At 39.6% G+C, this 25752-nt stretch carries 26 protein-coding genes; 3 read left to right on the top strand and 23 right to left on the bottom strand.

What is annotated here, in order from left to right; translation table 11 throughout:
* A partial coding sequence (locus VF412_RS11805; protein ID WP_331339448.1) for a methylenetetrahydrofolate reductase occupies positions 1-612 on the bottom strand: 612 nt, incomplete at its 3' end.
* An 87-nt stretch (positions 613-699) separates the two neighbouring features.
* Positions 700-849, bottom strand: a complete 150-nt coding sequence (locus VF412_RS11800) for a hypothetical protein (RefSeq protein WP_331339447.1) — start codon at positions 847-849, stop codon at positions 700-702.
* Between the two features lie 44 nt (positions 850-893).
* Here VF412_RS11800 and VF412_RS11795 point away from each other — a divergent pair, with 44 nt between their 5' ends.
* Positions 894-1994, top strand: coding sequence for an MraY family glycosyltransferase (locus tag VF412_RS11795; protein ID WP_331339446.1), 1101 nt, complete (start codon positions 894-896; stop codon positions 1992-1994).
* Between the two features lie 3 nt (positions 1995-1997).
* Here the strand turns inward: VF412_RS11795 and VF412_RS11790 are convergent, their stop codons facing one another.
* The 9 genes from VF412_RS11790 to VF412_RS11750 form a co-directional block, all read right to left on the bottom strand.
* Positions 1998-2792, bottom strand: a complete 795-nt coding sequence (locus VF412_RS11790; RefSeq protein WP_331339445.1) for a glycosyltransferase family 2 protein — start codon at positions 2790-2792, stop codon at positions 1998-2000.
* A complete protein-coding gene (locus tag VF412_RS11785) occupies positions 2792-3838 on the bottom strand; it encodes a glycosyltransferase (RefSeq protein WP_331339444.1) in 1047 nt (348 codons plus the stop codon). Before VF412_RS11785 ends, VF412_RS11790 begins: the two co-directional genes overlap by 1 nt.
* Positions 3839-3875: 37 nt before the next feature.
* Complete coding sequence (locus VF412_RS11780) at positions 3876-4766, bottom strand: glycosyltransferase family A protein (protein ID WP_331339443.1); 891 nt, start codon at positions 4764-4766, stop codon at positions 3876-3878.
* Complete coding sequence (locus VF412_RS11775; RefSeq protein WP_331339442.1) at positions 4766-5692, bottom strand: NAD(P)-dependent oxidoreductase; 927 nt, start codon at positions 5690-5692, stop codon at positions 4766-4768. Before VF412_RS11775 ends, VF412_RS11780 begins: the two co-directional genes overlap by 1 nt.
* On the bottom strand, positions 5682-6116 hold the full coding sequence (locus tag VF412_RS11770) for a dTDP-4-dehydrorhamnose 3,5-epimerase family protein (protein WP_331339441.1): 435 nt from the start codon (positions 6114-6116) through the stop codon (positions 5682-5684). Before VF412_RS11770 ends, VF412_RS11775 begins: the two co-directional genes overlap by 11 nt.
* Positions 6104-7204 (bottom strand): CDP-glucose 4,6-dehydratase, encoded by a 1101-nt coding sequence (gene rfbG, locus VF412_RS11765; protein WP_331339440.1) that lies wholly within the window; start codon positions 7202-7204, stop codon positions 6104-6106. The genes VF412_RS11770 and rfbG overlap by 13 nt, the downstream gene beginning before the upstream one ends.
* A 3-nt stretch (positions 7205-7207) precedes the next feature.
* Complete coding sequence (gene rfbF, locus VF412_RS11760) at positions 7208-7981, bottom strand: glucose-1-phosphate cytidylyltransferase (RefSeq protein WP_331339439.1); 774 nt, start codon at positions 7979-7981, stop codon at positions 7208-7210.
* A gap of 83 nt (positions 7982-8064) precedes the next feature.
* On the bottom strand, positions 8065-8832 hold the full coding sequence (locus tag VF412_RS11755; protein ID WP_331339438.1) for a polysaccharide deacetylase family protein: 768 nt from the start codon (positions 8830-8832) through the stop codon (positions 8065-8067).
* 13 nt (positions 8833-8845) lie between these two features.
* The gene (locus VF412_RS11750; RefSeq protein WP_331339437.1) at positions 8846-10330 is read right to left on the bottom strand and encodes a polysaccharide biosynthesis C-terminal domain-containing protein; all 1485 of its coding nucleotides are present in this window, start codon (positions 10328-10330) and stop codon (positions 8846-8848) included.
* Between the two features lie 234 nt (positions 10331-10564).
* Between VF412_RS11750 and VF412_RS11745 the strand changes: the two genes are divergently transcribed.
* Both VF412_RS11745 and VF412_RS11740 read left to right on the top strand, forming a co-directional pair.
* Complete coding sequence (locus tag VF412_RS11745; protein WP_331339436.1) at positions 10565-11716, top strand: hypothetical protein; 1152 nt, start codon at positions 10565-10567, stop codon at positions 11714-11716.
* A 15-nt stretch (positions 11717-11731) separates the two neighbouring features.
* A complete protein-coding gene (locus tag VF412_RS11740; RefSeq protein ID WP_331339435.1) occupies positions 11732-13171 on the top strand; it encodes a hypothetical protein in 1440 nt (479 codons plus the stop codon).
* Between the two features lie 2 nt (positions 13172-13173).
* On the opposite strand, the gene VF412_RS11735 is transcribed toward VF412_RS11740, so the two are convergent.
* The 12 genes from VF412_RS11735 to VF412_RS11680 form a co-directional block, all read right to left on the bottom strand.
* Positions 13174-13872, bottom strand: a complete 699-nt coding sequence (locus VF412_RS11735) for an acylneuraminate cytidylyltransferase family protein (protein WP_331339434.1) — start codon at positions 13870-13872, stop codon at positions 13174-13176.
* Positions 13869-14948, bottom strand: a complete 1080-nt coding sequence (locus VF412_RS11730; protein WP_331339433.1) for a nucleotidyltransferase family protein — start codon at positions 14946-14948, stop codon at positions 13869-13871. Before VF412_RS11730 ends, VF412_RS11735 begins: the two co-directional genes overlap by 4 nt.
* Complete coding sequence (gene neuC, locus VF412_RS11725; protein ID WP_331339432.1) at positions 14941-16101, bottom strand: UDP-N-acetylglucosamine 2-epimerase; 1161 nt, start codon at positions 16099-16101, stop codon at positions 14941-14943. Before neuC ends, VF412_RS11730 begins: the two co-directional genes overlap by 8 nt.
* The gene (gene neuB, locus VF412_RS11720) at positions 16094-17104 is read right to left on the bottom strand and encodes an N-acetylneuraminate synthase (RefSeq protein WP_331339431.1); all 1011 of its coding nucleotides are present in this window, start codon (positions 17102-17104) and stop codon (positions 16094-16096) included. Before neuB ends, neuC begins: the two co-directional genes overlap by 8 nt.
* A complete protein-coding gene (locus VF412_RS11715; RefSeq protein ID WP_331339430.1) occupies positions 17101-17679 on the bottom strand; it encodes a NeuD/PglB/VioB family sugar acetyltransferase in 579 nt (192 codons plus the stop codon). The genes neuB and VF412_RS11715 overlap by 4 nt, the downstream gene beginning before the upstream one ends.
* Positions 17676-18818 carry a LegC family aminotransferase gene (locus VF412_RS11710; RefSeq protein ID WP_331339429.1) on the bottom strand — a complete coding sequence of 381 codons (1143 nt, stop codon included), beginning with the start codon at positions 18816-18818 and terminating at the stop codon, positions 17676-17678. Before VF412_RS11710 ends, VF412_RS11715 begins: the two co-directional genes overlap by 4 nt.
* Positions 18811-19791 (bottom strand): NAD-dependent 4,6-dehydratase LegB, encoded by a 981-nt coding sequence (locus VF412_RS11705; protein WP_331339428.1) that lies wholly within the window; start codon positions 19789-19791, stop codon positions 18811-18813. Before VF412_RS11705 ends, VF412_RS11710 begins: the two co-directional genes overlap by 8 nt.
* A gap of 15 nt (positions 19792-19806) precedes the next feature.
* Positions 19807-21435: a Rieske 2Fe-2S domain-containing protein gene (locus VF412_RS11700; protein WP_331339427.1), complete on the bottom strand. Its 1629-nt coding sequence runs from the start codon at positions 21433-21435 to the stop codon at positions 19807-19809.
* Positions 21436-21460: 25 nt separating this feature from the next.
* On the bottom strand, positions 21461-22441 hold the full coding sequence (locus tag VF412_RS11695) for a lipid II:glycine glycyltransferase FemX (RefSeq protein WP_331339426.1): 981 nt from the start codon (positions 22439-22441) through the stop codon (positions 21461-21463).
* Positions 22442-22446: 5 nt separating this feature from the next.
* Positions 22447-23496, bottom strand: coding sequence for a DegT/DnrJ/EryC1/StrS family aminotransferase (locus VF412_RS11690; protein WP_331339425.1), 1050 nt, complete (start codon positions 23494-23496; stop codon positions 22447-22449).
* A 382-nt stretch (positions 23497-23878) separates the two neighbouring features.
* On the bottom strand, positions 23879-25189 hold the full coding sequence (locus VF412_RS11685; RefSeq protein WP_331339424.1) for a hypothetical protein: 1311 nt from the start codon (positions 25187-25189) through the stop codon (positions 23879-23881).
* 46 nt (positions 25190-25235) lie between these two features.
* Entirely contained in the window at positions 25236-25622 is a 387-nt protein-coding gene (locus VF412_RS11680) for a hypothetical protein (protein ID WP_331339423.1), read from the bottom strand.
* Positions 25623-25752 lie beyond the last annotated feature (130 nt).

Here is a 25752-nt window from a genome sequence, read left to right as displayed (position 1 = left end):
ATCAGCGCCCGCATCAACTTTGCGTTTTAGATTTTCAATATCAAGCTTTAAGTTCGCGGCTTCGAAATGCTTTTCCGGATATCCAGCAACGCCCACACAAAATTCGAGTGGATGAGCATCTTCTAATTCATCCAAGAATTTGCCTTGTGAAAGACCTTTGATCTGTCCCACAAGATCCATCGCATAATTATTCGTCGTGCGATCGTTGCGGACTTGCTTCTGAAAATTCGGCGTGTCCCCACGAAGGGCAAGGACGTTTTCAATTCCGAGATAACTCAGTTCTATCAGTGCATCCTCTGTTTCCTCTCGAGAAAATCCCAAACAGAGAACGTGAGCAACGGTATCAATCTTAAAACGATTTTGAATGATACCGCAGATTCCCAGCGTGCCGGGACGCTTTTTAAGTGTCCGCTTTTGAATTGTGCCGTCTGTACGCTCTTGGAAGTACGCCGTAGAGCTATGGGAAGTCACGTCAATCCAAGGCGGATTCAGAGGTGCTAAGATCTCTACGATTTCAACAATGTCTTTGTAGGAACGACCACGCGGTGGTGGTACAATTTCATAACTGAAGAGAGGATCTTTGGCAGACTGGATGTGTTCGATGACTTTCATTCTTATAGAATTAAGACCGATTGGGAGTGCGTGCAAGTTTAATATCCCCGCTCTCAATTTAGATCAATTACACTATCCAATCTATTATTATTGCATCAAGGTTAGTGACCAACTGATCCCAAGAGACACTTCATCAATCACCTGGTTCAAGCAGCCATTGATTCTATCTAAATCCACTTGGCGACAGTTGATACCTAAGCATTGACTCAGAAAGTCACCCTCTTTTATTTTATACATTCTTTTGATTTGAACTCCGAAGGGGATCTTAATAGAATCCCTTCATGCTTTTGATGACTATATGTTCTTTTGTCGTTGCATTTATGATCTCGGTAATTGCTATTCCAAGCATCATTAAGGTGGCTGACTTAAAGCATTTGATGGACGAACCGGACTCTACACGCAAATTACATGTCAAAAGAACGCCTACATTGGGTGGTATCTCGATATTCGCTGCTACGATTTTTTCTTACTCAGCAGTAGCAGACTTTTTAGAAATCAAATACGAAATTAAAATGATGATTCCAGCATTAATTCTTTTATTTTTTGCTGGGGTCAAAGACGATATTCTAATTCTGTCACCACTCAAAAAACTTTTTACTCAATTTATTTGTGCTGCTCTTATAACCATCATTGGAAATATGCGAATCACCAGCCTTTGGGGAATGTTTGGAATTACAGATATTTCTCCATTCACAGGCGCATTACTGACTTTCCTGGTTGTCGTGTCATTGATTAATGCCTTCAATTTAATCGATGGAGTCGACGGTCTTGCCGGAGGTTTGGGATTCATTGCAAGTATGTTTTTCGGAATTTGGTTCGCGCTGACAAATGCGACTGCGAGCGCTATTCTTTCGTTCTCTTTAGCTGGATCACTTTTAGGATTTTTGTTTTTTAACTATAGAAATGCAAAAATATTCATGGGCGATACAGGGTCTATGATTCTTGGATTTATCATTTCCATTCTTGCTATCAAATTTATCGAGAGCAATCGTGCGTCCGATATCGTATCTTCACCATTTTACATTAAAGCAGCTCCCGGGGTCGCTATTGCTGCAGTTTTAATTCCACTCTTAGACATGACTCGAATTTTCTTTCACAGAGTATTGCAAGGAAAAAGTCCTTTTTCTGCAGATCGAAACCACATTCATCATCTTTTAATCGATCTCGGGCTTTCACCACTTCAAGTGACCCTCTGTCTTCATTTCTTCGCGATTGCATTTATCGGCATCGGATTACTTTTGAGAGAGCTTCGTTCGATGAACTTGGTTCTTATCCTTATTGTCTTAATAACTCTTCTAAAGAGCATTTTGCTTTTCGTACACAAATATCAAATTTGTCACAAAAAACGCCAACCAAATATCATTAGGCATAACATCACTTAGACATTATCGATTAATTTTCTGACGAAGATACGAAGCGGTCGTTATCACCACATTGACGAAAAAAAAGAAATAACGTGGGCCGACCGGAAATAATTGGGCGATCTGAAATTTCGCGCCCAACACCTTCAGAAATCGCTGCCAACTCCATTTTTTTAAACGTTCTCTCTCTATGTAATAGAAGTAGATCTCTTCAGGGATATTCATAAAGACAGCTCCTTGAAGATAGAGTTGTGTCAAAAAATAGTAGTCCTCACCAACTGAGCTCTTCTCTGCATATTGCGCATATTTTATTGCCGAACGCCGAATCATAACCGACGCATGGACCATAGATCTTTGCAACCACCAAGACATCACAGTGGGGCGCTCCAAAGGAATAATGCTTCCCCAACGCTCGCCACATAAGTTCACAAGTCGAGCGCCAGTGCCAACAACATCAACTGAATTCTGCTCAAATGCTTCTATCTGTTTATTGAAACGATCCTCTCGAAACAAATCATCTGCGTCTTGCAAAGCTATATACTCGCCTTTTGCCTCGCGAATCAGCCAGTTCCGAAGAGCCCCAGCCCCTCGGTTGTAAGTAGATGAAAAAACTCTCACTCGAGGATGATCCTTATATTTTGCTATTTCCTGAGCCGTCGAATCGAGGCTAGCGTTATCGCCGACCAAAACTTCGATATTTTTATAGCTATTCTGCAACAGGGCCTCAAGAAGCCTGCCAATCGTATTTGCACAATTGTAGGCAGGAACAATTACCGAAATTAGGGGTTTTTCCGATGAGGAAGCACTTTCTTCAGCCATTAAGATGTAACTCCAGGATACCTAATTTTACTGTCCAAAAATCTCTTTGCGCTACGGAGGGAAAGAATTTTTGCGCAATAAAGTCGTTTTTTATTCTGACTAAATTCGGTCATGCGCAAAGACAATTCAGATGCATTCATGCTTTCAAACAGTTGAGAACGCATCCACTTCGAGAAGATTATATTGGGACCTGGAATATCAGCAGACAGTATGCAACATCCCTTTGCCGCTCCTTCTAACAACGTATATCCAAACCCCTCATGCCAGCTACAGTTAACAACAACATCTGCTTGTTCATAAATCTTTTCCATGTCGTCAACATAGCCTAAACATCGAACCCCTGGAGCATCCACTACGGTACTATTCTCAGGTGAAACAACAAATCCGCACATCCATAATTCATCATCCTTACAACGACGCTGATGTTCCTTCCAAGCCTCAAGAAGAAGATAGACGCCCTTACGGCGCTGAAATCTTCCAGCATAAACAAAGATGGTTTTTTCAGTCGCAGAATTTTCTTTAAGTGATGAGGATGCAACATAGTATTCTTCAGGGAGTCCCGACGAAGATCCTGGTAAGATTGCCTGAATATTTTTTCTTCCGCAGATGCCCTTCTTTAAAAATGGAAGCATTGAAGAACTAACAGTAAGTACAAGATCCGAGCAGCACACATTAAGCATCTCAAGATACTTCAATATATATCGCATGATACCCGAATACCCGATGTAAGGAACTCCATGATTAAAATAGATGACTTTTCCCACACCAAAAATTTTTGATAGAACAATTCCAGCTAAAGCATATCTAGTGGTATGGCAAAAAACGACCATATTTTTTCTATCAAGTTTTCCAGCCCCCCACAGGAAGGCAATGTATCTATAGACTTCCGAAATGAAAGAATGTTTCTTCAACCCAGCAATATTTTTATATCCACTTTTCCCAAGATTGAAATAGTAAACCCTGTCGATCGGATTGATCGCACTATTAAATAGAAATTTTTTTGAGAACTCGTCTGATGGACTTAAATGAACATAAATACTTTTCACAAAGCCGCCATATATAATGGATGGGCGAATTGCCCGATCACTTTCGAATCCTTAACAATGCAAAAACAAGAGAAGCAACTTTCTTAAATTTCCAAGGGTCCCGAGAAATTGATGATAGTAAAATGGGAATTGCTTTTCCATACTCCCCAGCCAGCTGATATGATCGCCCTTTGTAATAGTCAACCCTTGCCCCATGAATTCTTTTAAGATCATTCTTATTCTCAGTGGGATAGCGCTCAATATGATCGAGCACGAGGGTCTTTAGATTATTATTTATCAACTCAATATTTCGAGACATATTTCCATCAGCGATACTAAAGACCCCAAGAACTTTATGAATACAATAAAACTCTCCTTTTTGAGATAGCTTCATCCACATATCATAATCTTCAACAGCAAAATAATCACGGCGAGTATCAAAAAGCCCTACAGCCAAAAGTTCTTTTTTTCGAACGGTCATAGCTGATGTAGAAAACGCATTTCCTTTAAATAACAGTGACTCATATAGCGGTCGACCAACACCGTGACCATGCTTCAGAATTTTGTCGAAGACTCCGCTGACAACCTGTTCTTCATAGTGACTTACTGCAACTATCTGAGGCTGCTGCTCAATAACTTTGTTAACTTCCTCTAGCTTTTGGGGAAACCAATAGTCGTCAGAATCCAAAAATGCGACCCATTCATATTGGGCGTTTCTAATACCAGTATTTCGACTGCCTGCTGGAGATCCAGAGTTTTCCTGCCAAAAATAACGAACACGATTGTCTTTAGCAATGTACGACTGGACAACTTCACGCGTTCTATCAGTTGACCCATTGTCGACAATAACTAATTCGAAATCTCGATGCGTTTGGGACAGCACCGATTCAATTGATCGTGGCAATTCTCTTTCGCGATTGTAGGCTGGGATAATGACGGAAAAAAACATTAACTCTCCAACAAATCAAAAATTTTAGAAATTTCCAATTCCATCTTGTCCTCAAAGTTATAATCGATTATAGACCGCAGCCTGCTGTTATCGATCTGAACTGACTTATAATCCGTAAGATCTTTTTCATTCACAAGAATATCTATCTTGTTGCCATAGCGATTCAGGTATACCTTCTGCACTTTACGAGCAATGTCGATCATCTTTACAGAATGCCCTGAGGCCAAATTTAAAACTCCAGATGACGAGTCTGTGAGCTGCATATCAGCAATCTTACAAACATCACCCATCCATACAAAGTCTCTAGACGCCTGACCATTGCTGCTTAGATGAATCGCCGATTTTTCGTACGCTGACTTCACAAGACTGTTCAAAACTAAATACCACTTATTTGTATTTTTATCGGTCGGACAACCATAACTGTTCGACAATCGATAAATTAAAAATTGAAGCTTATAATCTTGCGCGAATTGTTGAATGTAATACTCGGCGAAAAGATGAGTAAGTGCATAATGATTCTTTGGGTTCGGCAAGCTATTTTCCGTTAATAGACCCTCTTGCAAGCCATAAACATGTATCGTGCTAAAATAAATGAACTTTCCAGTCAAACGACCCTGCAAAGCTCGCAAAAGATTTCTAGTACCGACGGCATTCACTTCAAGTGCTTTTTGAGCGTATTCGGCAACATTCATTTCATTCAAACTGGCCGTATGAATACAATGATCGAAAGTAATGGACAGAGCCTTACTAATCCCTTCAAAATCTGTAACATCACCTTGAATCCAGTTATAAGGAACATGATCCAAAAATGCAGATTTTGTCCTAGCAAGGACGTACACATCATTCATGGTTTCTTTTGCAAAATGCTCAACCAACCATGAACCTAAATTTCCAAATCCACCTGTGATTAGAATTTTACGCTTCATATGGAAACTCAGCCAGCTCACGCGCGACTGACTCAGTAGGATCATGCTCGATACTGGCAATATTCAAAAGAATATTTTGCCCGATTCCTATACCCTTAAATGCCATCCAAATGCCAGCGGGAACCGTCAGACGTTGATAATTTTCTGGCGACAATTCAACAGTCATGGTTTTTCCAAAAGTTTTAGAATCAGAGCGCTCATCTAGCATCCGAAACTCAATCTTTCCAAAAGGAACAATGAGGTTCAAAACCATTCGTGTGTGTTTTTTCCATCCTTTGACTTCGCCATGATAAACTTCAGAAAAATATGCTTCACCAAAACCCGCGTATGAAGATTCAGACTGTTTCAAAGCATGAAACACACGTCCCTTTGGGCCAGGAATTTGTTTTAACGGAGTTAAAACAACTCCCTCTATGCTGTCCACACCAGCCCCTTTTTCAAAGCGGCTTCTTCATAAGCTTTGATTTGATCAAGAGTTAAATCATAGATAGCTGATTTGTTTTTATAGAAATCGTAGTACCACTTTCCAGTATACTGAATAGTGTCTTGGTATGCCAAGTTCGCCTGCCATTTAAGGTAGAAAAGAGCCTTATCGCAATTCAACTTCAATAGCCCCGCTTCATGAAACGGAACATCGGCGACAACCTTAAATGCTTTTGATACATCAGAAAAATTCCAGAGATGACTTAGGTCTGTTAGCAACTCTTGTACTGTATGATTCTGCTCAGCACGAGGACCAAAGTTAAAAGCCTCACCGTGATATTTTTCACGTTCAAGATACGTCATTTGTCCGAGATTTAAATAACCACTAAGTGGTTCAAGTACGTGCTGCCAAGGACGTGTGGCTTTGGGGCTACGAATTTCTACAGCTCTATCTTGACTCCAGGCAACCATGCAGTCGACGACAATGCGATCCTTTGCCCAATCACCGCCGCCGATAACATTTCCAGCACGTCCAACTGCCAGCCCAATATTGTTTTTTTTCTGAAGGAATGAGTAAAAATAAGATTTAATAATCAGTTCTGCGGCACCTTTGGATCCACTATAGACATCTTTTCCACCCAGCTTATCATCTTCCTTATAGCCCCACACTTGCTCTACATTGTCGTAAGCTTTATCGCTCGTGATAATGATGGCGGTACATGGATGAGATGTTTCTTTCAAAACTTCCATAACATGGGCAGTACCAATAACATTTGAAGTGATCGTATCTAAAGGATCTGTATATGAAACAGAGACAATGGGTTGCGCAGCCATGTGAAAAATAAAGTCAGGCTTTTCACTATGAAAGATCTCGGAAAACTCTTTCAAGTTTCTAAGATCACAAAAATGATGCTTAATTTTGTTTTCTAATTTCAATTCTTCAAACATCGAAGGTTTCGTAGGGATATCTTTTGATACTCCAATTACAGAGGCACCGAGCTTCGTAAGCCAAATCGTCAACCAACTGCCCTTGAAGCCTGTGTGACCAGTAACCATGACTTTTTTGCCGCGATAGACATCCCTAAACATACGCTACCAAACCTTCCAAGGAGCCTGATTTGACGCCCACATCGCATCAAGCTGTTGCTTGTCGCGCAATGTATCCATGCACTTCCAAAAACTATGATGATGATAAGCATAAAGTTGTCCCTCATGCGCCATATTCATCAGAGGAGCCTTTTCGAAAACACATTTATCGTCATTATCAATAAAATCGAATACCGATGGATTGCAGACAAAGAAACCACCGTTAATCCAACCATTGTCACCCTTTGGTTTCTCAAAGAATTCTTCAACACGATTATCAGTTGCTAAGTTTAAAACGCCGAAGCGTCCTTCAGGCTGAACAGATGTCATGGTGATTGCTTTGCCATGACTTCTATGAAACTCGACCAGCTTATTCATATCGACATCGGAAACTCCATCACCATAAGTTAAAAGGAATGGTTCATTTCCAATATTCTTTTGTGCACGCTTAATACGTCCACCGGTCATAGTATCAATTCCCGTGTCCAAAAGTGTGACTTTCCACGGCTCACTCGTATTATTTAAAATTTCCATTTTATTCGTAGCTAGATTGATAGAAACATCGCTTTGATGAAGAAAATAATTGGCGAAATATTCTTTGATAAAATAGCCCTTATATCCAAGCAATATAACAAAATCATTGAATCCATATTTAGAATATATTTTCATGATGTGCCAAAGAATCGGTTTCCCGCCGATCTCAACCATTGGTTTGGGACGTACATCGGTTTCTTCGCTTAATCTTGTTCCATAGCCACCGGCCAAGATGACAACTTTCATAGGTTCTCTCCAAATGTCCAATATTCCTTCTTAATCAATGGCGTAGTAAAGGATTTCATTGGACACATGACATCACAAAAGATTCATCGCGCTAGAATAAAATCCCATTTGCCGTTCAGCTTTTGTTGAAAACTAACTTCAGACTCACAAGAGAAAAGACATTGCCTAGAAACTAGGCCATCCATTTTCGCAAAAACATTCCCTTTAGCAACACTAGTACCACATCTGGTATATCCAATTTCACGAGCCTTAGAGAACAACTCGCTGTTCCACTGCCCGAGAGGAAAACTCATGACATTAACGCCTCTGCCGATAGTGTCCTCAAGATCCTTCTTACTTTCAGACAGCTCCTCAATCGCCTCGTTTATTGGTAACGAGGCTAAAGGTTTATGGGTTTTGCCATGGGCTCCCAGTGTCACCAGAGGATCTTTTGATAGCTCTACCAATTGGCTATGCGAGAGATAAGCTGGGTCGTTTTGCAAAACACGATCTGTGATTACAAAAATAGTAAATGGAATTTGCATTTTTCTCAGTAGCGGATAGACCAACTCAAAATTGTCGCGATGGCCATCATCAAAGGTTATAGACAATGCTTTTTTGTTAGGCACAGCAACTTGATCAAAGGGAATCAGCTCCCAAGGTCCATTTTTTAATATCTGCATTTGATGAATAAACTTTTGCAGACTCATTTTGTAAATATCGTGTCCACATCCCTGTTCCACAATCGAATGATACATCAAACAGCGATAATCTGCTTTCGATCTAGATGGCAAAAATGCTGCCATGGCGGTAGCAACTTGATGCTTTAGAAGAAACTTATGGTATTCGAAACTTGATAATCCGTTTTCCAACTTCCCGCCTAGATTATGCCAACTTTTTCTTAAAAAATGCGTCCTTAGCGATAGTCCAAGCCCTTTTGACTGCTTCGCGGAATGCTCTGGAAAGGATATAGAAAATCAAAATAGAACAGACCGAATATACAGCGCCGATCAGGACAACCTTAAGAACATTAAGATAGGACTTTTCAAAAGACAACCACGTCGTGACCCATTGATTTAGAGATACAAGCATCACAGCAACCAGTATTGCAGGCATCAAAAAAGCTCGCAGACTCTTTCCCAAGTCTATATGTACAAATTCAATAATTTTGTACATATAAAATACAAACATAGTGACAAAGCTAATCAACTTAAAGATTCCGATGGCGAGGATCCCTATGCGATCGAAGAGGAAAATGATTCCCAACCAATAAACTACAACTGAAAATATAGCCGCCAATGCGATTTCACGGTTTCTCTCAAGAGTTATTAAAAGAAAACTGCCCGGATACTGAGCAAACGAGAACATAAATGAAGCAACAAAGAAGGAGGTTGTCAGTGAGGCTTCTGCATAGCGCCCCCCTAGCCAACTTACCATAAGCGGTCGAACTAGAAGAACAATGCTCAACACAAAGAATACACTGACCGGGAACGTCACCTCAATTAGATCACGACAGTACTGTTTCAGACCAGTCCAATCACCGTGACCAGAAAAGTAATTAAATCTCACCGCAAACGGAGAATATATGATACCCAATAACATCCGCAGGTAACCAACTAGCATCAAACACCCGGTCATCAACCCCACTTGTTCGAGCGAACCAAAGGTAGCCAAAAAAAGACTGTCTAATTCAAAAAATAAAATCCAACAAACTGTCGACAGAAGACCTGCGGTTGCAAGCCCCTTCGTCTCTCTAAAAATTTGTGGATCTAAACGAATAGACTTTATAAAATCCGTAAGGGAATATCCATACCGCCGAAATGAAAAACCAAAGCACACCAATACAAGCAACAGGTCAACACCATTACCAAAAAGGAAATAATGACCAACACCGTACGGATCTTGCTTCACAATATAAAAAGAACCCAAAATTTTGATTAAGCTTCCGAATGCAAAAAACACTCTCAGATAATAATCCTCCAATCGAATTGCATAAAAGATCTGGACAATTCGACGTAGAATTAATACCGGAGAAAAACATATTAGTGTCAGCATGACATAACTAAAGAAATTTCGAAAAGCGTCGTCATGACCAGTCAGCTTCTGCTCAGAATAAACTCTCCAAAATGCGACTAATCCAAAAGCAAATATGATCCAAGCAACCAAAGAAATAGCCGCCGCAAAACCAATGTATGCCAGGTCCTTCTTGCTATTTCTCGCGTATGCCTCGGCCGCCAACTTAGTCGAGGCCATTAAAAACCCAAGGTCTCCATAGGCAAGATAAGAAATTAGGGAGGTTGCCAACGTATAAACTCCAAGATAATCGGGGAAAGCCGCTAACCTTGGGGTCACAATCAAAATTGCTAGCAAATTTAAAATTATCGACAGAATCTGGGTTAGGTATGAATTTAGGTATTTTTTTGAATAATTCATCCCGCTACCCACGATATGTTTAATTGAACACTCAGACTACACAAATAATATAATATTGCACATCTCTTAATGCCACGCCGCGCGACATCACACAGATAAGATCATAACTCCTCAAGCAAGAAAAAATTTGATAGCTTACCAAGATCCACTTAACCCTGTTGGAAAATGCTCATGATTAAAAAGATCATTCATGTCAGCCTTGGCCCTCTCACCGGCTATTATGCAGAATCTCTATTTATACCTCAGTGTTTAAATTCCGGCGTTCAAATTGAATTTTTAAGCATTCCCAGTTGTTTTGGTTTTCCTAGCGGATATCATGCACCTGAGTATAAACATTTGGCGCAAGACATTCATTCGCTGGAAGTCTTAAAGGCTATATTAACATCACAACAAAACCCCGAAGTGCTTATCAATATTCAAGTTCACTTTGAATGGCGTTTTGTAGAAGTGTTTAAAATTCTGTCGACAATTTCAAAGTCTCCGATTTCATGTTTCCTAACGGGAGAAATTCCTTTAGCGCCGGTTGTTTCAAAATCTCGTATAAAGAAATTAATAAATCCATTTTTCATGAGTAAGTGGCTTTTTCAAAAGGCACTACTTCAAGTATATAAACGTAAAAATATAATTAAATTTCCTAGTACATACTTTTGCGCGGGCCAGTCACGTCCTTATCAAACTGGTACTTATAGCATCTTTCCCATTAATTATGTTGATTACGACAGAACTATTCGCTTGAAAGATGATACATTAACCGATTTGCCAACTAAATTTGCCGTGTATTTGGATTTGGGAATCACAAATCACCCAGACATGCACTTTTACAAAATGTCATATTCTCAGGAAGACTTCAAAAAACATCGCGATCGAATGAATGCGTTCTTTTCTTTAGTAGAGAAGCAAACTGGTTGCCCTGTTATAATAGCAGTTCATCCAAAAGTTCAGTATTCCGCTGAACATTTCGAACAGCGTCGTCAGGAAAAAAACAAAACTGCAGAGTTAGTAAAAAAATCTGAATTAGTCATCACTCACTATAGCACATCGACTAGCTATGCTGTAATTTACGACAAACCCATTGTCTTCGTTTATGACGATGTCTTAGGTTCTAAAGATGCATCTGGCCTGCCTGTTATTTCTTTTATCAAGAATTTTGCCGAACGCCTACAAGCCACCTGTATTGATATTTCGAATAGTGATACAATACAGTTGACGTTAGCGCATTCTCAAGAAGCGTACAGTAGTTTCAAAAGAAATTATCTAATCGGTGACGGACTTGATGGAAAAGACTCCGCAACAGCTTTTTTGGATTATTTAAACACTCTTTAAATTTTTGGGAACACTATGGAAAAGATCTCACTCAATCAAAAAGATAATTATCATGGCAATTTTGGAGAAGTACTTCGTTCTTCTTCAAATTTTTACTATCGCCATGATGAAAAGTTTCGTACGACACTTTCATTTTTTAACTATTGGCATTTTAAAAACGACAACTCTGTAACTTTGGTGGCGAACATCAGAAGAATGGATGGAACTCTTCTTCGCAGAGAGCGCCTTAAGTTTGAACAAGGTGAAGTTATTAACTACCGCCCATCTGTAAATACTCCTTTCGAGGGCAGCGTTGAAATAGAAAGCTTCTCGCTCCAAAACCTCCGTATTCCATACTCAGCTGTCATGGCTTTTTACGAAACGGAAAAGTCTATCGTTCAAGTACATTCTTACTCACGTGTTTATTCACTTCACGAAGTCGAGGATAAAAAGATACTCACACATGGAAGAGAATCTTGCTGGACTATTTATGATAATTTAAATATTCGCTCTTTTGGAGTTTTTCATAATGGATTTACTCGCCAGCAGTCTCAGGTCATCTCTTTAACAGTCACTCGTTTAAGCGATGGCAAGAAAATATCTGCCAAACAAGAACTATTCGAGCTTCAACCATATCAAACCGTAAAAATTTATCCTGCTGACATTATTCCAAATCTCTCAGAATTTCTTCGCGGCGAAGCTGGAAATGTCAGCATCAATTTCGAAGTATCAAATGGTTTCACGCGAATGTTAGTTGGAAATGAAGTTTTGAATGAGAGTGAGTTCTATGCAACTCACTCTAATTTTAATTATTCTCAAATTTCTACCGACAGCCTAGAGCGAGGCATCGCTTACATGAAGATTCCTTCATTAGAACAAGATGTTACAGTTTTGATTTATCCAGATATGGATCCGGGAAGTTACAAGGCGACTACTGACGATAAGATCATTTCCTTCAAGACCGGGGATTTTGCCCATATCAACTTATCTTCGAATCTTATTGAAACTGTTAAGTTCGAAAAAAATGATGGCCGATTACCGTCACGAATCGTGACAGCTCTTACTGGCCAACAAAAAAATCATATCCTTCCATGGGAATGCTCTTTAGGTGTGTTCCATAATGAAAGACCCGCGAAACGCTATTTCTGGGGACCCTATATGAGCTCGTCATCGGCGGCAAGCACCCTAGTACTCACTCCCTATGAAGAGATTTATGGTGCAATTTCCTCACAAGATACATTAACCATTAACTTGTACTCATCCGCAAAACGAGGCTCTTTAACCACTAAAATTCTTACTCTACCTATTATTGAACAGAATGGTATTCTGAAATTAGACGATCTATTCCCGAACCTTAAAGAGTTCTTGGACAACGACTACGGTTATTATTCTATATATTCAACCTACGGCGGCTTACTAACTTATACTGCCATTCAAAAGCCAAACGGAGCTTTCACGATCGAACATAGTTTCTAGTACTATTTATTAAAACGCCCTCGAGCAACTTCAAGATCTTCGGGGGTATCTATATCCAATGATGCTTCTTTAGACATCTCATAGATTACCATTTTTTCTCCAAAGAAAGTTTTTTCCTCTAAAAAACTCTTCGTTCGAGAAATATAAATTGCACCATTGAGTAGATAAATCGGCGAAACATCCTGTGTACGCTTATATGTCGAAGGATCTTGGGAAATTAACAATTTATATTTTCCATCACGGGTCTCTGATACCATATGGAATGGATTTTCCTGCACGCGGACTACAGAAACTAGTGATTCAGCTTTTGCATTTTCAAATTTATTAAATGCTTCAATTACATTGTACTTAGTTCGAAATGGAGATGTTACCTGCAAAAGACCAACTATATCGAATTCCTTTGAATGAAGCTTCATTTCTAGAAGAACATCCAAGATAACATCTGTTGTAGATGCATAATCACCGGCAAGGCTAGCTGCTCGTTTCATTTTCACAATAATCGCTTCATCACCACTAGCATTCAAGATCTCTTCTGAGTCTGAGCTGACCACAATAGAGTCAAAAACATTTGATTCTATCGCCTGCTCCACCGTCCAACGAATTAATGGCTTCCCACCAAGATCGACAAGATTCTTTCCAGGTATTCTTTTAGATCCAGCGCGCGCCGGAATGATGCAGATTTTTTTATTATTATTTTTCATTCATCATCCTTAGAGTACACAGATCTCGCCATATCTAAATCGGACTCTCTTCCCACGTCGATCCAACGTTCAATAATAGGGAAGCAGGCAATTTCAATATTTTCCTCTAATAAAAGATTTAGAAGTGACGACATATCAAAGTATTCGTCCTTGGGAACTTTCCTCGCTATATCCGCATCAATTACATAAATCCCGGCGTTCACCTTAAATACACGACTAGGCTTCTCATGAAAAGAGCGAACAAATCCATCGTCAGTTTCCACTACGCCAAATGGAATATTTATTTCATATTCGCGAACACACATCGTAATGCTCGCATGATGATCCATATGAAAACGAAGTAACTGAGATAAATTTACTTGAGTCAACAAGTCTCCGTTCATAACCACTAACGGACCTTTAAGATCATGAGGAAGTAAACTCATAGGCCCTGCTGTTCCTAGGCGTTTACTTTCACGAAGATACTCAATGTGGCATTTAAATTTGTCACCAGATGAAAAATAATTTTCAATGACGTCAGCCTTATAGTTCACTGACAGAAAGAAATTCTTAAAGCCCTGCTCAACAAAACGATTGATGATATGCTCTAGGATCGGCTTGCCGGCAACTTCTACCATAGGTTTAGGGAGGTTCTGAGTAATCTTTCCCAGCCTTGTCCCCATCCCACCAGCAAGCAAAACAACTGGATTTTCATAACAGTCACCAGATCGATCCATCACAAAAATTTCAATAACTTTTCTTTGTGCATCCAAAACTGGCAAACTTTGGATGTTCTTTTCCAATAAAATTCTCTGCTTCTCATCGTTTGAAAGATGCTCGCTTGCCCATATCAAATCGCTTTTCATAGCTTTATATATAGGCTCTTGAATGCTTATCCCCTTCAGCAGAGCACGACGAATATCTCCATCGGTCAGCGACCCAACTAGAATCAAGTCAGTATCAACTACAAAAAGACCTTTACCGCCATGCTCGTTAATGCGCTCCATAGCCTCACGTATCGAAACCTCGCTAGGAATAAGTAGTTTATGCCAATTTTTATCCTTCAAACTTCCCACAAGATATTCCTCTTTAACCATCGTAAAAATGCTTCTTTGGAAAAGACAAAAATTTAAAACGTTTCAAAATTTCAAACATTTTTGAAGCGGCTGTCCCATCTCCATAGATGGAAAAATTTTTGTTCTTATTTATACGCTTAAACAATAAGGCCTTTTCGATTGCAGCTGAAATCTCCGCCTGATCACCATTTACTGAAAATACTGAGAGTGCTAATTCACGCCCTTTTTGTCGATCTCCAATATTGATGGTCGGCGTCCCGAATACTGGTGCTTCAATAATTCCACTCGATGAGTTACCTATGACGACATCTGCATTTCTTAACAACGACAGGTAACGTCTCATTCCTAAAGATGGCACATAGTAACAATGTTCAGGAAATGATCTGCAAAAATCTTCTATCTTTTTATGAACTTCTTCATTGCCAGGATCAGCATTCGCACGAGTGAAAATAATAAATGTTTCATTTCCTTTAATCTTTTCTGAAAGCGCCGAAAGCATCGAAGAAACTTGCAATAGATTCAGACTGGGATTGCTGGTCTCCGGATGATAGGTCACCGAATACAAATACTTCTTGAATGATATGCCCAGTGCCGCCGCAAGAGCGTCCTTCGATAAATCCGCTGAATGGATGGCATTATCAATCCCCAGCGCTCCTGTATTAAACACACGCTCTGGCTCTTCACCCATACGCAAAACTCTTAATCTGTATATTTCAGCGGAAGTAAAATGCAAATATGAAAGTTTGGTGATAGCGTGCCGATACCCATCATCAAGCGCGCCCTCCGTCAACTCACCACCATGTAGATGAACTAACGGAATTCCCAATCCATTAGCGGCTATAGCAAATGCTAAAGTCTCATATCGATCGCCCAATACAATTGCTACATCGGGCTTTTTGTGACTGAGTGCCCGTGTAAAAAGAGTTAAGGATTCTCCCATGACCTCCAGATGAGAAGATGGTCCTTCTGTTTGCATCTTAAGGGGAACCTCATAACCAATCGAGTTTCCGTCACGTTTGATTTCTTCAACCGTATGCCCGTGTTGTTCTAAAAGATGTGTTCCTGTTACAAAAAGTACTGTATTGAAATTCACATCATTATTCAGCAGACGGATTAATGGGCTTAAAATTCCATAATCAGCTCTAGTGCTTGTAAAGATGCATATATTAGTCATTGATCAACTCGCTCTCCTCGAAATCGCGAATCGCTTGCTGTCCAATTAGTTCATGCCACCTCATCGGCGAGATTCCCGTTCCCGGCCTGCTTGTTGTTAGGTTTTCCTCGGAGAATACTTCGCCAGCTTTAATTTTTCTCTTCGCTACAATCGATTTTCGAGCTACTGCGCGATTCTGAATTTCAATTTTAGATGGTCTTTTTTCCTGACTACCCAAAGCCTCTTCAATGTTGCGTATTGCCTTTACCATAGCCGAAAATTCATTCGGCTCGAGCGACGCTTTATGATCAGGTCCCGTCATTTCTCGACTTAACGTAAAATGTTTTTCGATCACAGTTGCTCCGAGAGCCACTGCTGCAATTGGTACCTCGATACCAAGAGTATGATCTGAATAACCATATCCAGTTCCCAAAAGACTTCCTAAGGTTTTCATCGCTCTTAAATTCACATGGGTCATGGGGGTCGGATATTCCGTCGTACAATGCAAAACTGTTAATTTATCCAAAGACAAACCAGACTTTAATAGCACTTGAATGGCAGCTTGAATTTCCTGTGTTTCTGCCATGCCCGTAGAAATAATAACTGGGTCCCCAAATAATCCAATTTTCTCTAAATAGGGTAAATTAGTGATCTCGCCGCTTGGAATCTTCCAAAGTCCCATGGCAAGAGTTTGTAAAAATGCTAAACTTTCAAAATCAAATGCAGTTGATAAAAAGCTAATATTTTTCTGCTTACAATAGTTAGCCAACTTATGATGGTCTTCATAAGAAAGTTCTAACTTTTTCAGCATCTCAAACTGACTTTCTTCAACCCCTATATTCCGTTTTTGATACTCAGCCATCTGCGCCGAAGCCGTCACGAGATTCTTTGCCTTGAAAGTTTGGAACTTGACGATATCAGCACCTGCTTCAGCAGCGACGTCGATCAACTTATGGGCCGTATCTATATCACCATTGTGGTTAACTCCCGCTTCTGCGATGATCAAAACTTTAGAACTTTTCATCTATGAAACTCCCCAGCCTTTAAGACAGCACGCTTGGGAACAACAAGACCTTCCTTTAAAACCGAATTGCTACCCACAAAAGCACCCTCTTCTATACGGCAACCACCGTTAATCACAGAAGCAGTAGATATATGACAATGACTTTGTACTTCAGCGTCGTGTTCAATTAGCGCCTTGGTATTTATGATACAGTTGAATCCGACAAAAGCATTTGCATTAACTAATGCATCATGCATAACAATGCTGCCTTCTTTTATAGTAGCAAATGGCGACACATAGGCTCTCGGAGAAATAACCGTAGCAAAAATACCGCCTTTTTTTTTCACGTTTTCAAAAATATCCATTCTAGTATTAGGACTTCTTATTTGCCCAACGGTCACCAAAAAATAATTTTCATCCGAAATGTATTCTTCAATTAGTTCATCGCCACCCAGAATCGGAACACCTAATACAGTTGTTCCACGTCTATCAGGTAAATCAAAAATGCCTCTAATTTGATACTTTCCCTCGGCAAGAATGACATCAATACAAGAAACACAATGTCCTCCTCCACCCACTAGAAAAATATTTTTCATCGAATCCTCACACTACTAGGAATGTTCACTACAGTTTCGGACAATTCACGTGCAATAGACAAATCTGACTGCTGACAATCTTTATACATGGCCAAATCTGGCATTAACGACCAAATCGGCCGGGTCATAACACCCTGTTTGTTAGTTTCTTCCAAGAAGTGGTCTCTTTCCGAACGATTTTCTAGAATGATGGCATTCAACCAGTAATTCGATCGAGCGCCCGGAGGTTCGGTGAAAAAGTTAATTCCTTGCTTAGAAAAATAATCTTTATAAATTAAAGCCGTTTCACGCTTATTCTCTATGAAGCTGGGCAACTGCTCCAATTGCCCACACGCCAATGCTGCATTTAGATTTGGCATGCGGTAGTTAAATCCAATTTCATCATGAACAAATTCCCAACGATGAGGAATTTTAGCAGTTGTAGTGATATGCTTTCCCCGCTTCCCCAAAACATCATCATTTGTAACAATCATACCTCCACCGCCAGATGTTAGAATTTTGTTTCCGTTAAAACTAAAAACTCCTACTTTTCCAAATAGGCCGGTATGACGGCCATCGAAAAAACTTCCTAAAGACTCCGCGGCGTCCTCTAGCACCGGAATTTTGTATGTGTCACAAATTCCAATAATTTCTTTGATTCGAACAGGGTGGCCAAAAACATGCATCGGCACGCATGCTGCAATTCGCTTTCCCGTTTTACGGTTAAAGCAGGCATCCTCACGAACTTCCGCATTACTTGATAGAAACAACTCCAGGCTCTCAGGAGAAAGTCCCATTGTAACACGATCACTATCCAAAAAAATTGGACGAGCACCACAATATGAAATGGCGTTGGCTGTCGCCACAAACGTTAATGCCTGTGTTAGAACTTCATCACCAGGTCCAACTCCCAAGAGATGCAAGCCCGCATGAAGAGCGGCAGTACCATTTCCCGTTACGACCGCTTTTCTGGCACCTGTATATTTAGAGAAATCGGTTTCAAATTTATCAACAAAAGCTCCGACTGAGGAAACGAATGTCGAATCAATAGCCTCGATAACATATTGTTTTTCATGCCCTTGAAAAACTGGTGCGTGAAGAGGTATGAAGTCCTGTTCGGGATAAAGTTTTTTGATAAATTGAATCGTCGACTCAAACATTGTAAATATCCGTTTTATAATGAGCTAGGTTTGATGGGTTTTTAAACCATTCAACCGTAAGCTCGAGCCCTTTCTCCAAAGAAACTTCTGGTCTGAATCCGGTCGTTTTGTTGATAACCGAATTATCGCACCAAAGACGTTGGACTTCTGAGTTTTTCGGACGGATACGCTCTTTATCCTGGATAATCACGGCGTCTGACTTCATAATATCACGAATTATTTCGAAAGTTTTTTGAATAGAAACTTCGAAATTTGATCCGATATTCACCGTCTTTCCAATCACATCCTGGCTTTCTGCAAGAGCAATAAAACCACGACAAGTATCTAAAACATAATTGAAGTCACGGGTTGGAGACGTATCTCCTAAGTTAATTTCTTTTTTGCCTGCTGCAATTTGGGAAATAATCGTCGGAATTACTGCTCTAGCCGACTGACGAGGCCCGTAAGTATTAAAAGGACGAGCGGTCACTAGAGGCAATCCAAATGAGTAGTGAAAGCTCATAGCCATAGCATCTGCCGCAATTTTTGAGGCGCTATACGGAGACTGAGGTTGCAATGGATGTTTCTCATCAATGGGCACATATAGAGCGGTCCCATATGTCTCACTGGTCGACGTATGAATAACCTTGCTTACCTTGTTTTCAAGAGCTGCTTTGCAGATATTCAATGTACCATTCACATTTGTGTCAACGTAACTTGCTGGCGCACGATATGAATAAGGAATAGCGATTAATGCAGCCAAATGAAAAACCGTATCAATATCTTTTGTAATCTCATTACAAAGAAATGGATCACGAACATCGCCTGATACAATCTCAACATTCTTAATCCTTGGAATGGTATCTAACCACCCCCAATTGTTGAATGAATTGTATAAAGTTAACGCTCGAACTTCATACCCCCTTGCACTCAACATTTCAACGAGGTGAGATCCAATAAATCCGTCAGCACCAGTCACTAAAACCTTTTTCATGTTATCAACCTCGTATTATGATTTCTTATTTAAAATTTTATAAAATGGCGTTCCTGGAAGTTTATTCTGGAAGTGATTCCAAAAATCGAACTCATAAACATCAGGATCACGTGATAATCGGGTCTGAAATCCAATACTCAGTTCTTCCCATGGCAGTCCGCGAAGAGCCACATAGTAAAACATGTCATCGCGAATCTTAAGCCGTGAGAATTGCTTTCTTTGAATATCTGGACGGTTTGTATCTACATTTAGGTTCTGTAAATCAATCCAATAGGCTTCCTTCTCTTCGGAAAAATCCTCATTCATAAGAATAATATTCATAAGCATATCAGAGCAGAAACCTGCCCATTCAAAATAAGATTTTAAAAAATCCACCCCGCTACTCGTACGATATTTCTTATTAAAGGCACGAATTTCCCCGAGGTACTTTTCGAAGTCATATTCTGGAGGCTGACTAGAGCCTGCCTTAATTTCTATTTTATCTTTAAAAGAAAAAATAGCTCCTCCAGTGGGGCACCAAACTTTTGTGTTGTTATATTTTTTTTCAACAGTAGAGCGAAATTCTTCCGGTGTATTTTTTTTATTCAAAGCCCGTATATCTGAGTCACCAGGGTATGCCTCAACAAAATATCCAGCGAAAGGAACAACGATATCGGGCTTGGTTTTTTCAATAATATCAAGAGATAGCGCCAAAACTTTTTTACGATTTCGCTCTACCAAATTACTAATTTTCTCAGCAGGATACATATCTTGCCAACAAACTGGATAACCACTTGCTCCACTGGCAAATGGAGTAAACAACACATCAACCTTTGGCAGAATGCCATCATTGATATTTGGACAGTCCACCACATCCAAAACTTTGTAACCACGATAGTCAATTAATAGACCACTATCATCTCTTCCAGAAGCATCAGGCAAAATCATTATAAAAGTATCGTCATTCAGCCTATGCCACTCATTAAAACGTGGCATAATGAAATTTTGGAATCCTAGCTCCTTTAATGGGGTCAAAACTGATTGGTCTTCAAACGGTGGAATCAAAAACCGAACGTCAGGTTTAGCTTTAAAAATTTCTCGCAAAGTATGGATATTTAAATGATCGGAATGATTATGGCTGATATAAATATAATCCACATCACAGACTTTCTTTAACCAATCTGTAGGTGGAGCGTATTTTAACCACCACCCCATTAAAAATGCAGGACCTGTCAGCCATGGATCTGTCACTATAGAAAGTTCTGGCGTCGAGAACAAAACCGACGCATGAGTTAAAAACTCGAGCTTAAAATCAGGTCGTTCTGTAGCTCTTGGTTGCACAAAAAATGTATCAGAGGAAAGTTCGTTGTCGTAGATCAGCACATCAGTATCACGCAATTCGACTTTCAATTGCATTTGCTCGAGCCCACCAGCTGGATTGACGTAGGTCATTTTTTGCAAATCAAGCTTCCAACCATGAAATGGACAAGTCACAATTTTTTGACTGGAATCACACGGAGTAAAATGCCCCGATGAATGTTTACATCGATTTTTGGTTGCATAAATTTGATCATCATTTTCTTTGAAAATGATGATGCGATTATTTGCGACAAAATTTGTTCCTGTTTTAAGGCTTTCTACAGTGGCCCGAAACAACAAGTTCATTTATATATCCTCTCACCGATATCCACTAAGAAATGCTTAGCCTTTTTTTCAGAAGAAAATTCACAACAATCTTCAACAAGAAGAAGCTCGCCTTCTCAAACTCCCCTGGATATCGAACTTCATATGCTCCGGCGCCCTTTTTAAAATTGTACACGCCAGCATTCCCTACGGGGTCCACACCCGATAAATCATAAAACAATATGCCTCGAGTTTTAGCGTCTCTAATAATTCTCCACAAGACACCATAAGATGCATAGCACGATCGACCAGACTCAGTAGAGATCGCATACCAATCTAAAGCTCTTGTTCCAGCTAAGATATAGCCGCGCAAAGCAAGCAACTCCCCATCCTTATTAAACGCTCGGTAAATAATTAAATTTCGTCCAAACTTTTTAATCGTCTCTTCTATAGAAGCTTGCGAATGTTGCTGGCTAAGTTTTTTTAATGATTCAAATTTCTGATAGTAGGCAAATAATGTCGATGCATCTGGATCGATCCATGGCTCAACCATAACCTCTTTTTTTTCAAAACGTTTTAAATTGTGTCGCCAATTTGAACTCATTTGCATCAATAGATCTTCTTCAGAGGCCTCCAAAGAGAGAGCCATCGCAAGATTACTATTCATACTATAAGTGGGCTTACGCCAACCTAACTTTTCAAGCACTGACAAAGAAATATCTGGATCATGAAACGAGCAGCGAAAATAATAAAATCGGAACTTCAAAATCTTCTTCAAGGATTTCATGTTCAATCCAAGATCTTTCCCCATAACGCCACCTGGGCACCAAAAGAAAACTCCTCCAAATGGCAGCTTTTTTACAAAAATCTGCGCCATCGAGTAGGTCTCTTGATCACGATCAAAACCAATTAGACGAACGACATACCATCCATCATTTTTTTTCACTTCACCCCATTCGTAGGTTTGATAGATCGAAAAATATGAAAGCGCCGTCAAATAATGATTCCATACCGTGGCGTCTTGATCGAAAACCTTCCAATTTAACATTGCGCCTACCATAAAAATTTAACCAGATAGAGGTTTCTATAAAAACTAGGGGTTGAAGAGTTATCAATGACCTTAGGAAGAGCTGGCCAATTTACTATTTCCATTCCGACAGACTCCAAACGCTTCCTTACAATACCGATTTGCTCAGGCGAACAGAAGAAAGGATACCCATACGGAACTTCGTTCGCTGACAAGGATTTACGGTACGGCTCAATACTTTCATCTTTTAAAAATTGCCCCAACACTTCAAACAGCGCGCGACGGCGCCAAATCTCTTTTGCGATGTCCATCTTAGAAATATAAGAATTAAATTCGACCGGAGACTGAATCATCGACAATTCCCACTCATCTTGATCTGTTGACTCAGGAAACTCTTTTCCTTTAAGCAAAAGTCTCAATTGCCTTTTAAACTTCGTCAGACGCAACAATAATCCGGTTCCCCATTTTGCGACCAACGGTCGCAGACTATTTTTAATAATGAGTCGCCAATTTACAATCTTCATGGGCTGTAACTTAGGCAAAGTAAAGCGACCACGCTTAAAGATAAGAATCGCACCATTCGCGATCGGCAATGTCTTACGAACACTGACGATCCCAATATCACCCTGTGTTCCCAAAAAATTGCCTTGAGTCGATCGGCTTAAAAAACCATGGGCATTGTCTTCAATTAAAAATGCACCAACTCTATCACAATACTCTTTGTAAACGCTCAAATCTGTCTCGAGACCAAAATAATGAATAGCCAAAATTGCTTTTGCCAAAGGCAGCTCTTTTGCAGAGCCAACGAATTTCAAATTTTGATCAACAGGATAAAAAAGTATCTTCAGGCCTAAAATATTAATTGGCGCTAAAACATCACGACAAATAAAGGAAGGTATTAAAATTGAATCGCCGGGCTTAAGATCAAGTGCCTTCAATCCCTCAAGCAAACCGTGCCTTGCTAAAGCAAAACTAAGAACCTCGGAGTCTTTGTAAATATCCTCCACCGTCATTCCACTCGATGACCGCGGTGGAGCATAAACAGAATGAAATAATTCTTTAGTATTGGAATCCATGAGTGCTCATTTCATAAATACAAACAAGGCATTAAATGTCTATGCTATCGTAAAGTCATCTTTTTTTTAATTTTCTAAGGGCAAATCGCTTTATGCAGTTCCATTGAACATAGCGCTTCCGCTGAATGGCCTGTCACCAATTTTGAATTAACTGTGAAGTTCAAAAAGCATCACTTCATAAAAGCGACTTTACTTCTCAAGTCTAGGTCACATTTAAATGGAATTGTCTTCAGATGAGACCATCTCGCCAAAAATGAGCAGCTGCGTCGAAAAAGATTCACTATAGCGTATAACAGCCCTGCGCGTCTTCCAAGGCAACATCATTTGGTACGCACAGAGTATCTTTAGACAAGAATCTCGCCCAAAAAAATGTGTTATAGAATCAAGCAACTTTATCGAACTGAATTCTTTTTCGAAATCTTTCATAGCCAGCATAAAAAATAAGAAATGCCACCATCGTCAATAAGGAATGGAGTAGCATCACTAAAAAATCTGTCGCATCAAAGAAATAAATCAGATTATAGATATTCAAAAAAAGTACCAAAGAAATGGGCGCATAACACTTCGCCATAAATACAATGAGCAAATATGATAAGATCAATACTATCGCATAAGACAGTATCGCGACTGCGGCATTAGAATACATATACACATATACGGGAAAAGTTATATTCACTGAAGTATACTTTTTCCGGACCATCTCCATCGTTTCCTGTAAAAAAATATTTCGATAATACTGGTTCGGCAAAAGGTCAAAATTAAAAAATCCCGGCTCCTTAGATTCGATGATTCTCTTTAAACTTCCCGGAAAGAAATATCTAGCAAACAGACTTAACTGGTTTGCTAGAGAATATTTGCTGTAAAATGTCTCCAACTCTTGGGCGTGCTCATCTGGATGACCCTTGAATATAATCGGGATCATAGATGTCTCAAGAAATGAAGCCCGCCCAATTATGTGGGATAAGCCGCCGGAGTCTCGGTCAACCTCTTCGATTCTTTGAAGTAAAAAGTCTGAGCTTCGAAATGAGTTCGCGACTTTAAAAAAGAATACAGAAAAAACCAATGATACTAACAGCATTGCACCATATTGAAGTTTCCGGCGATTTGAGAGCTCAACACTCATCAGAACAAAGCTAACTATGAGTAGTGAAATCGGAGCAGAACGAGAACCATTGAGAACTGAACACAAAACAAATAGAGATGACAACAAATAAGAACTACTGTTACTAAAAAGACCCATACTAAGAAGAAATGCTATATTAATCATTAGAAAAATACCGATATAGCTATACCAGCTTCCCAAAAGTTTTCCAGCTAACACACCTTGAAAGCCGCCGGAAAGATATAAATATAAAAGATTCCAAGCAAAGCTGGCGATGAAAAAAATTGCGGGCTGCTTTACCGTAGTGGGAACAATTTTTTTCGCGTTAGGCAAAAATATGATAACTATTCCTGCCACCCCCAATCCGAGAATATTTATTGCTGCGCCTATATTATAAGCTCCCCGATCATAAAACATCTGAGTCTGGGGCTGATAGTTGGTTTGAAAACCTACTAACTCATAATATAAATAAGGTCCAATGAAGTGAAATAAAGCTGAAAATAGCAAAAGAAAAATAAAACCATGTTTCAGAGATAACGAAGATAGAAGACGATTTACACACGGGCCCACCGATTGAAGTCTCACTTGCATTCCTTGTATCTCCCAAATTATCAAAACACACCATGTAATCAGAATTTTATTTATTTTTATTTGAACGATTTGTCAGCAAAGAATCACTGAATAATTTCCGAAATTCAATTAAATCACGAATGGTCACGCCATGCAGCCAATTCGACCGCCAATTTGCTACTTTACTAACGCCTTTATTCTTGATGTTATGAGGCGTATTACTACTTTTAGGGGATTCTTCTTCAAAAATGTCTAAATCTATTGTTTCTACTTTTCTTTTATTGGCCGTTTTTACAAATTTTATCTCTTGGCGTTTTTTCGACGGGTGCATGGTAGCTCTATTGCTGACCATTCTACTTTCAAAGCCGTGGCCCATAAAAAATGTCGCTTCAATTTTCAAGAAATCTGGATTTCTACATTTAATGATAATAGTTTTACTATCTATTATTTTCATCAGTTATATTCTGGCGGGAATGCCGTCCGAGATTCTAAATTTCAGATGGCTTTTAGGCGCATATATCATCTTTCTGGCCACCTATTTTATTGGCGCAAATGATGGAATATCCTTAAAGTATCTTTTTATT

Origin of the sequence: Bdellovibrio sp., from assembly GCF_036384735.1 — a bacterium.
Lineage (GTDB): Bacteria > Bdellovibrionota > Bdellovibrionia > Bdellovibrionales > Bdellovibrionaceae > Bdellovibrio.
This window is presented reverse-complemented; position numbering and strand designations above follow the sequence as displayed.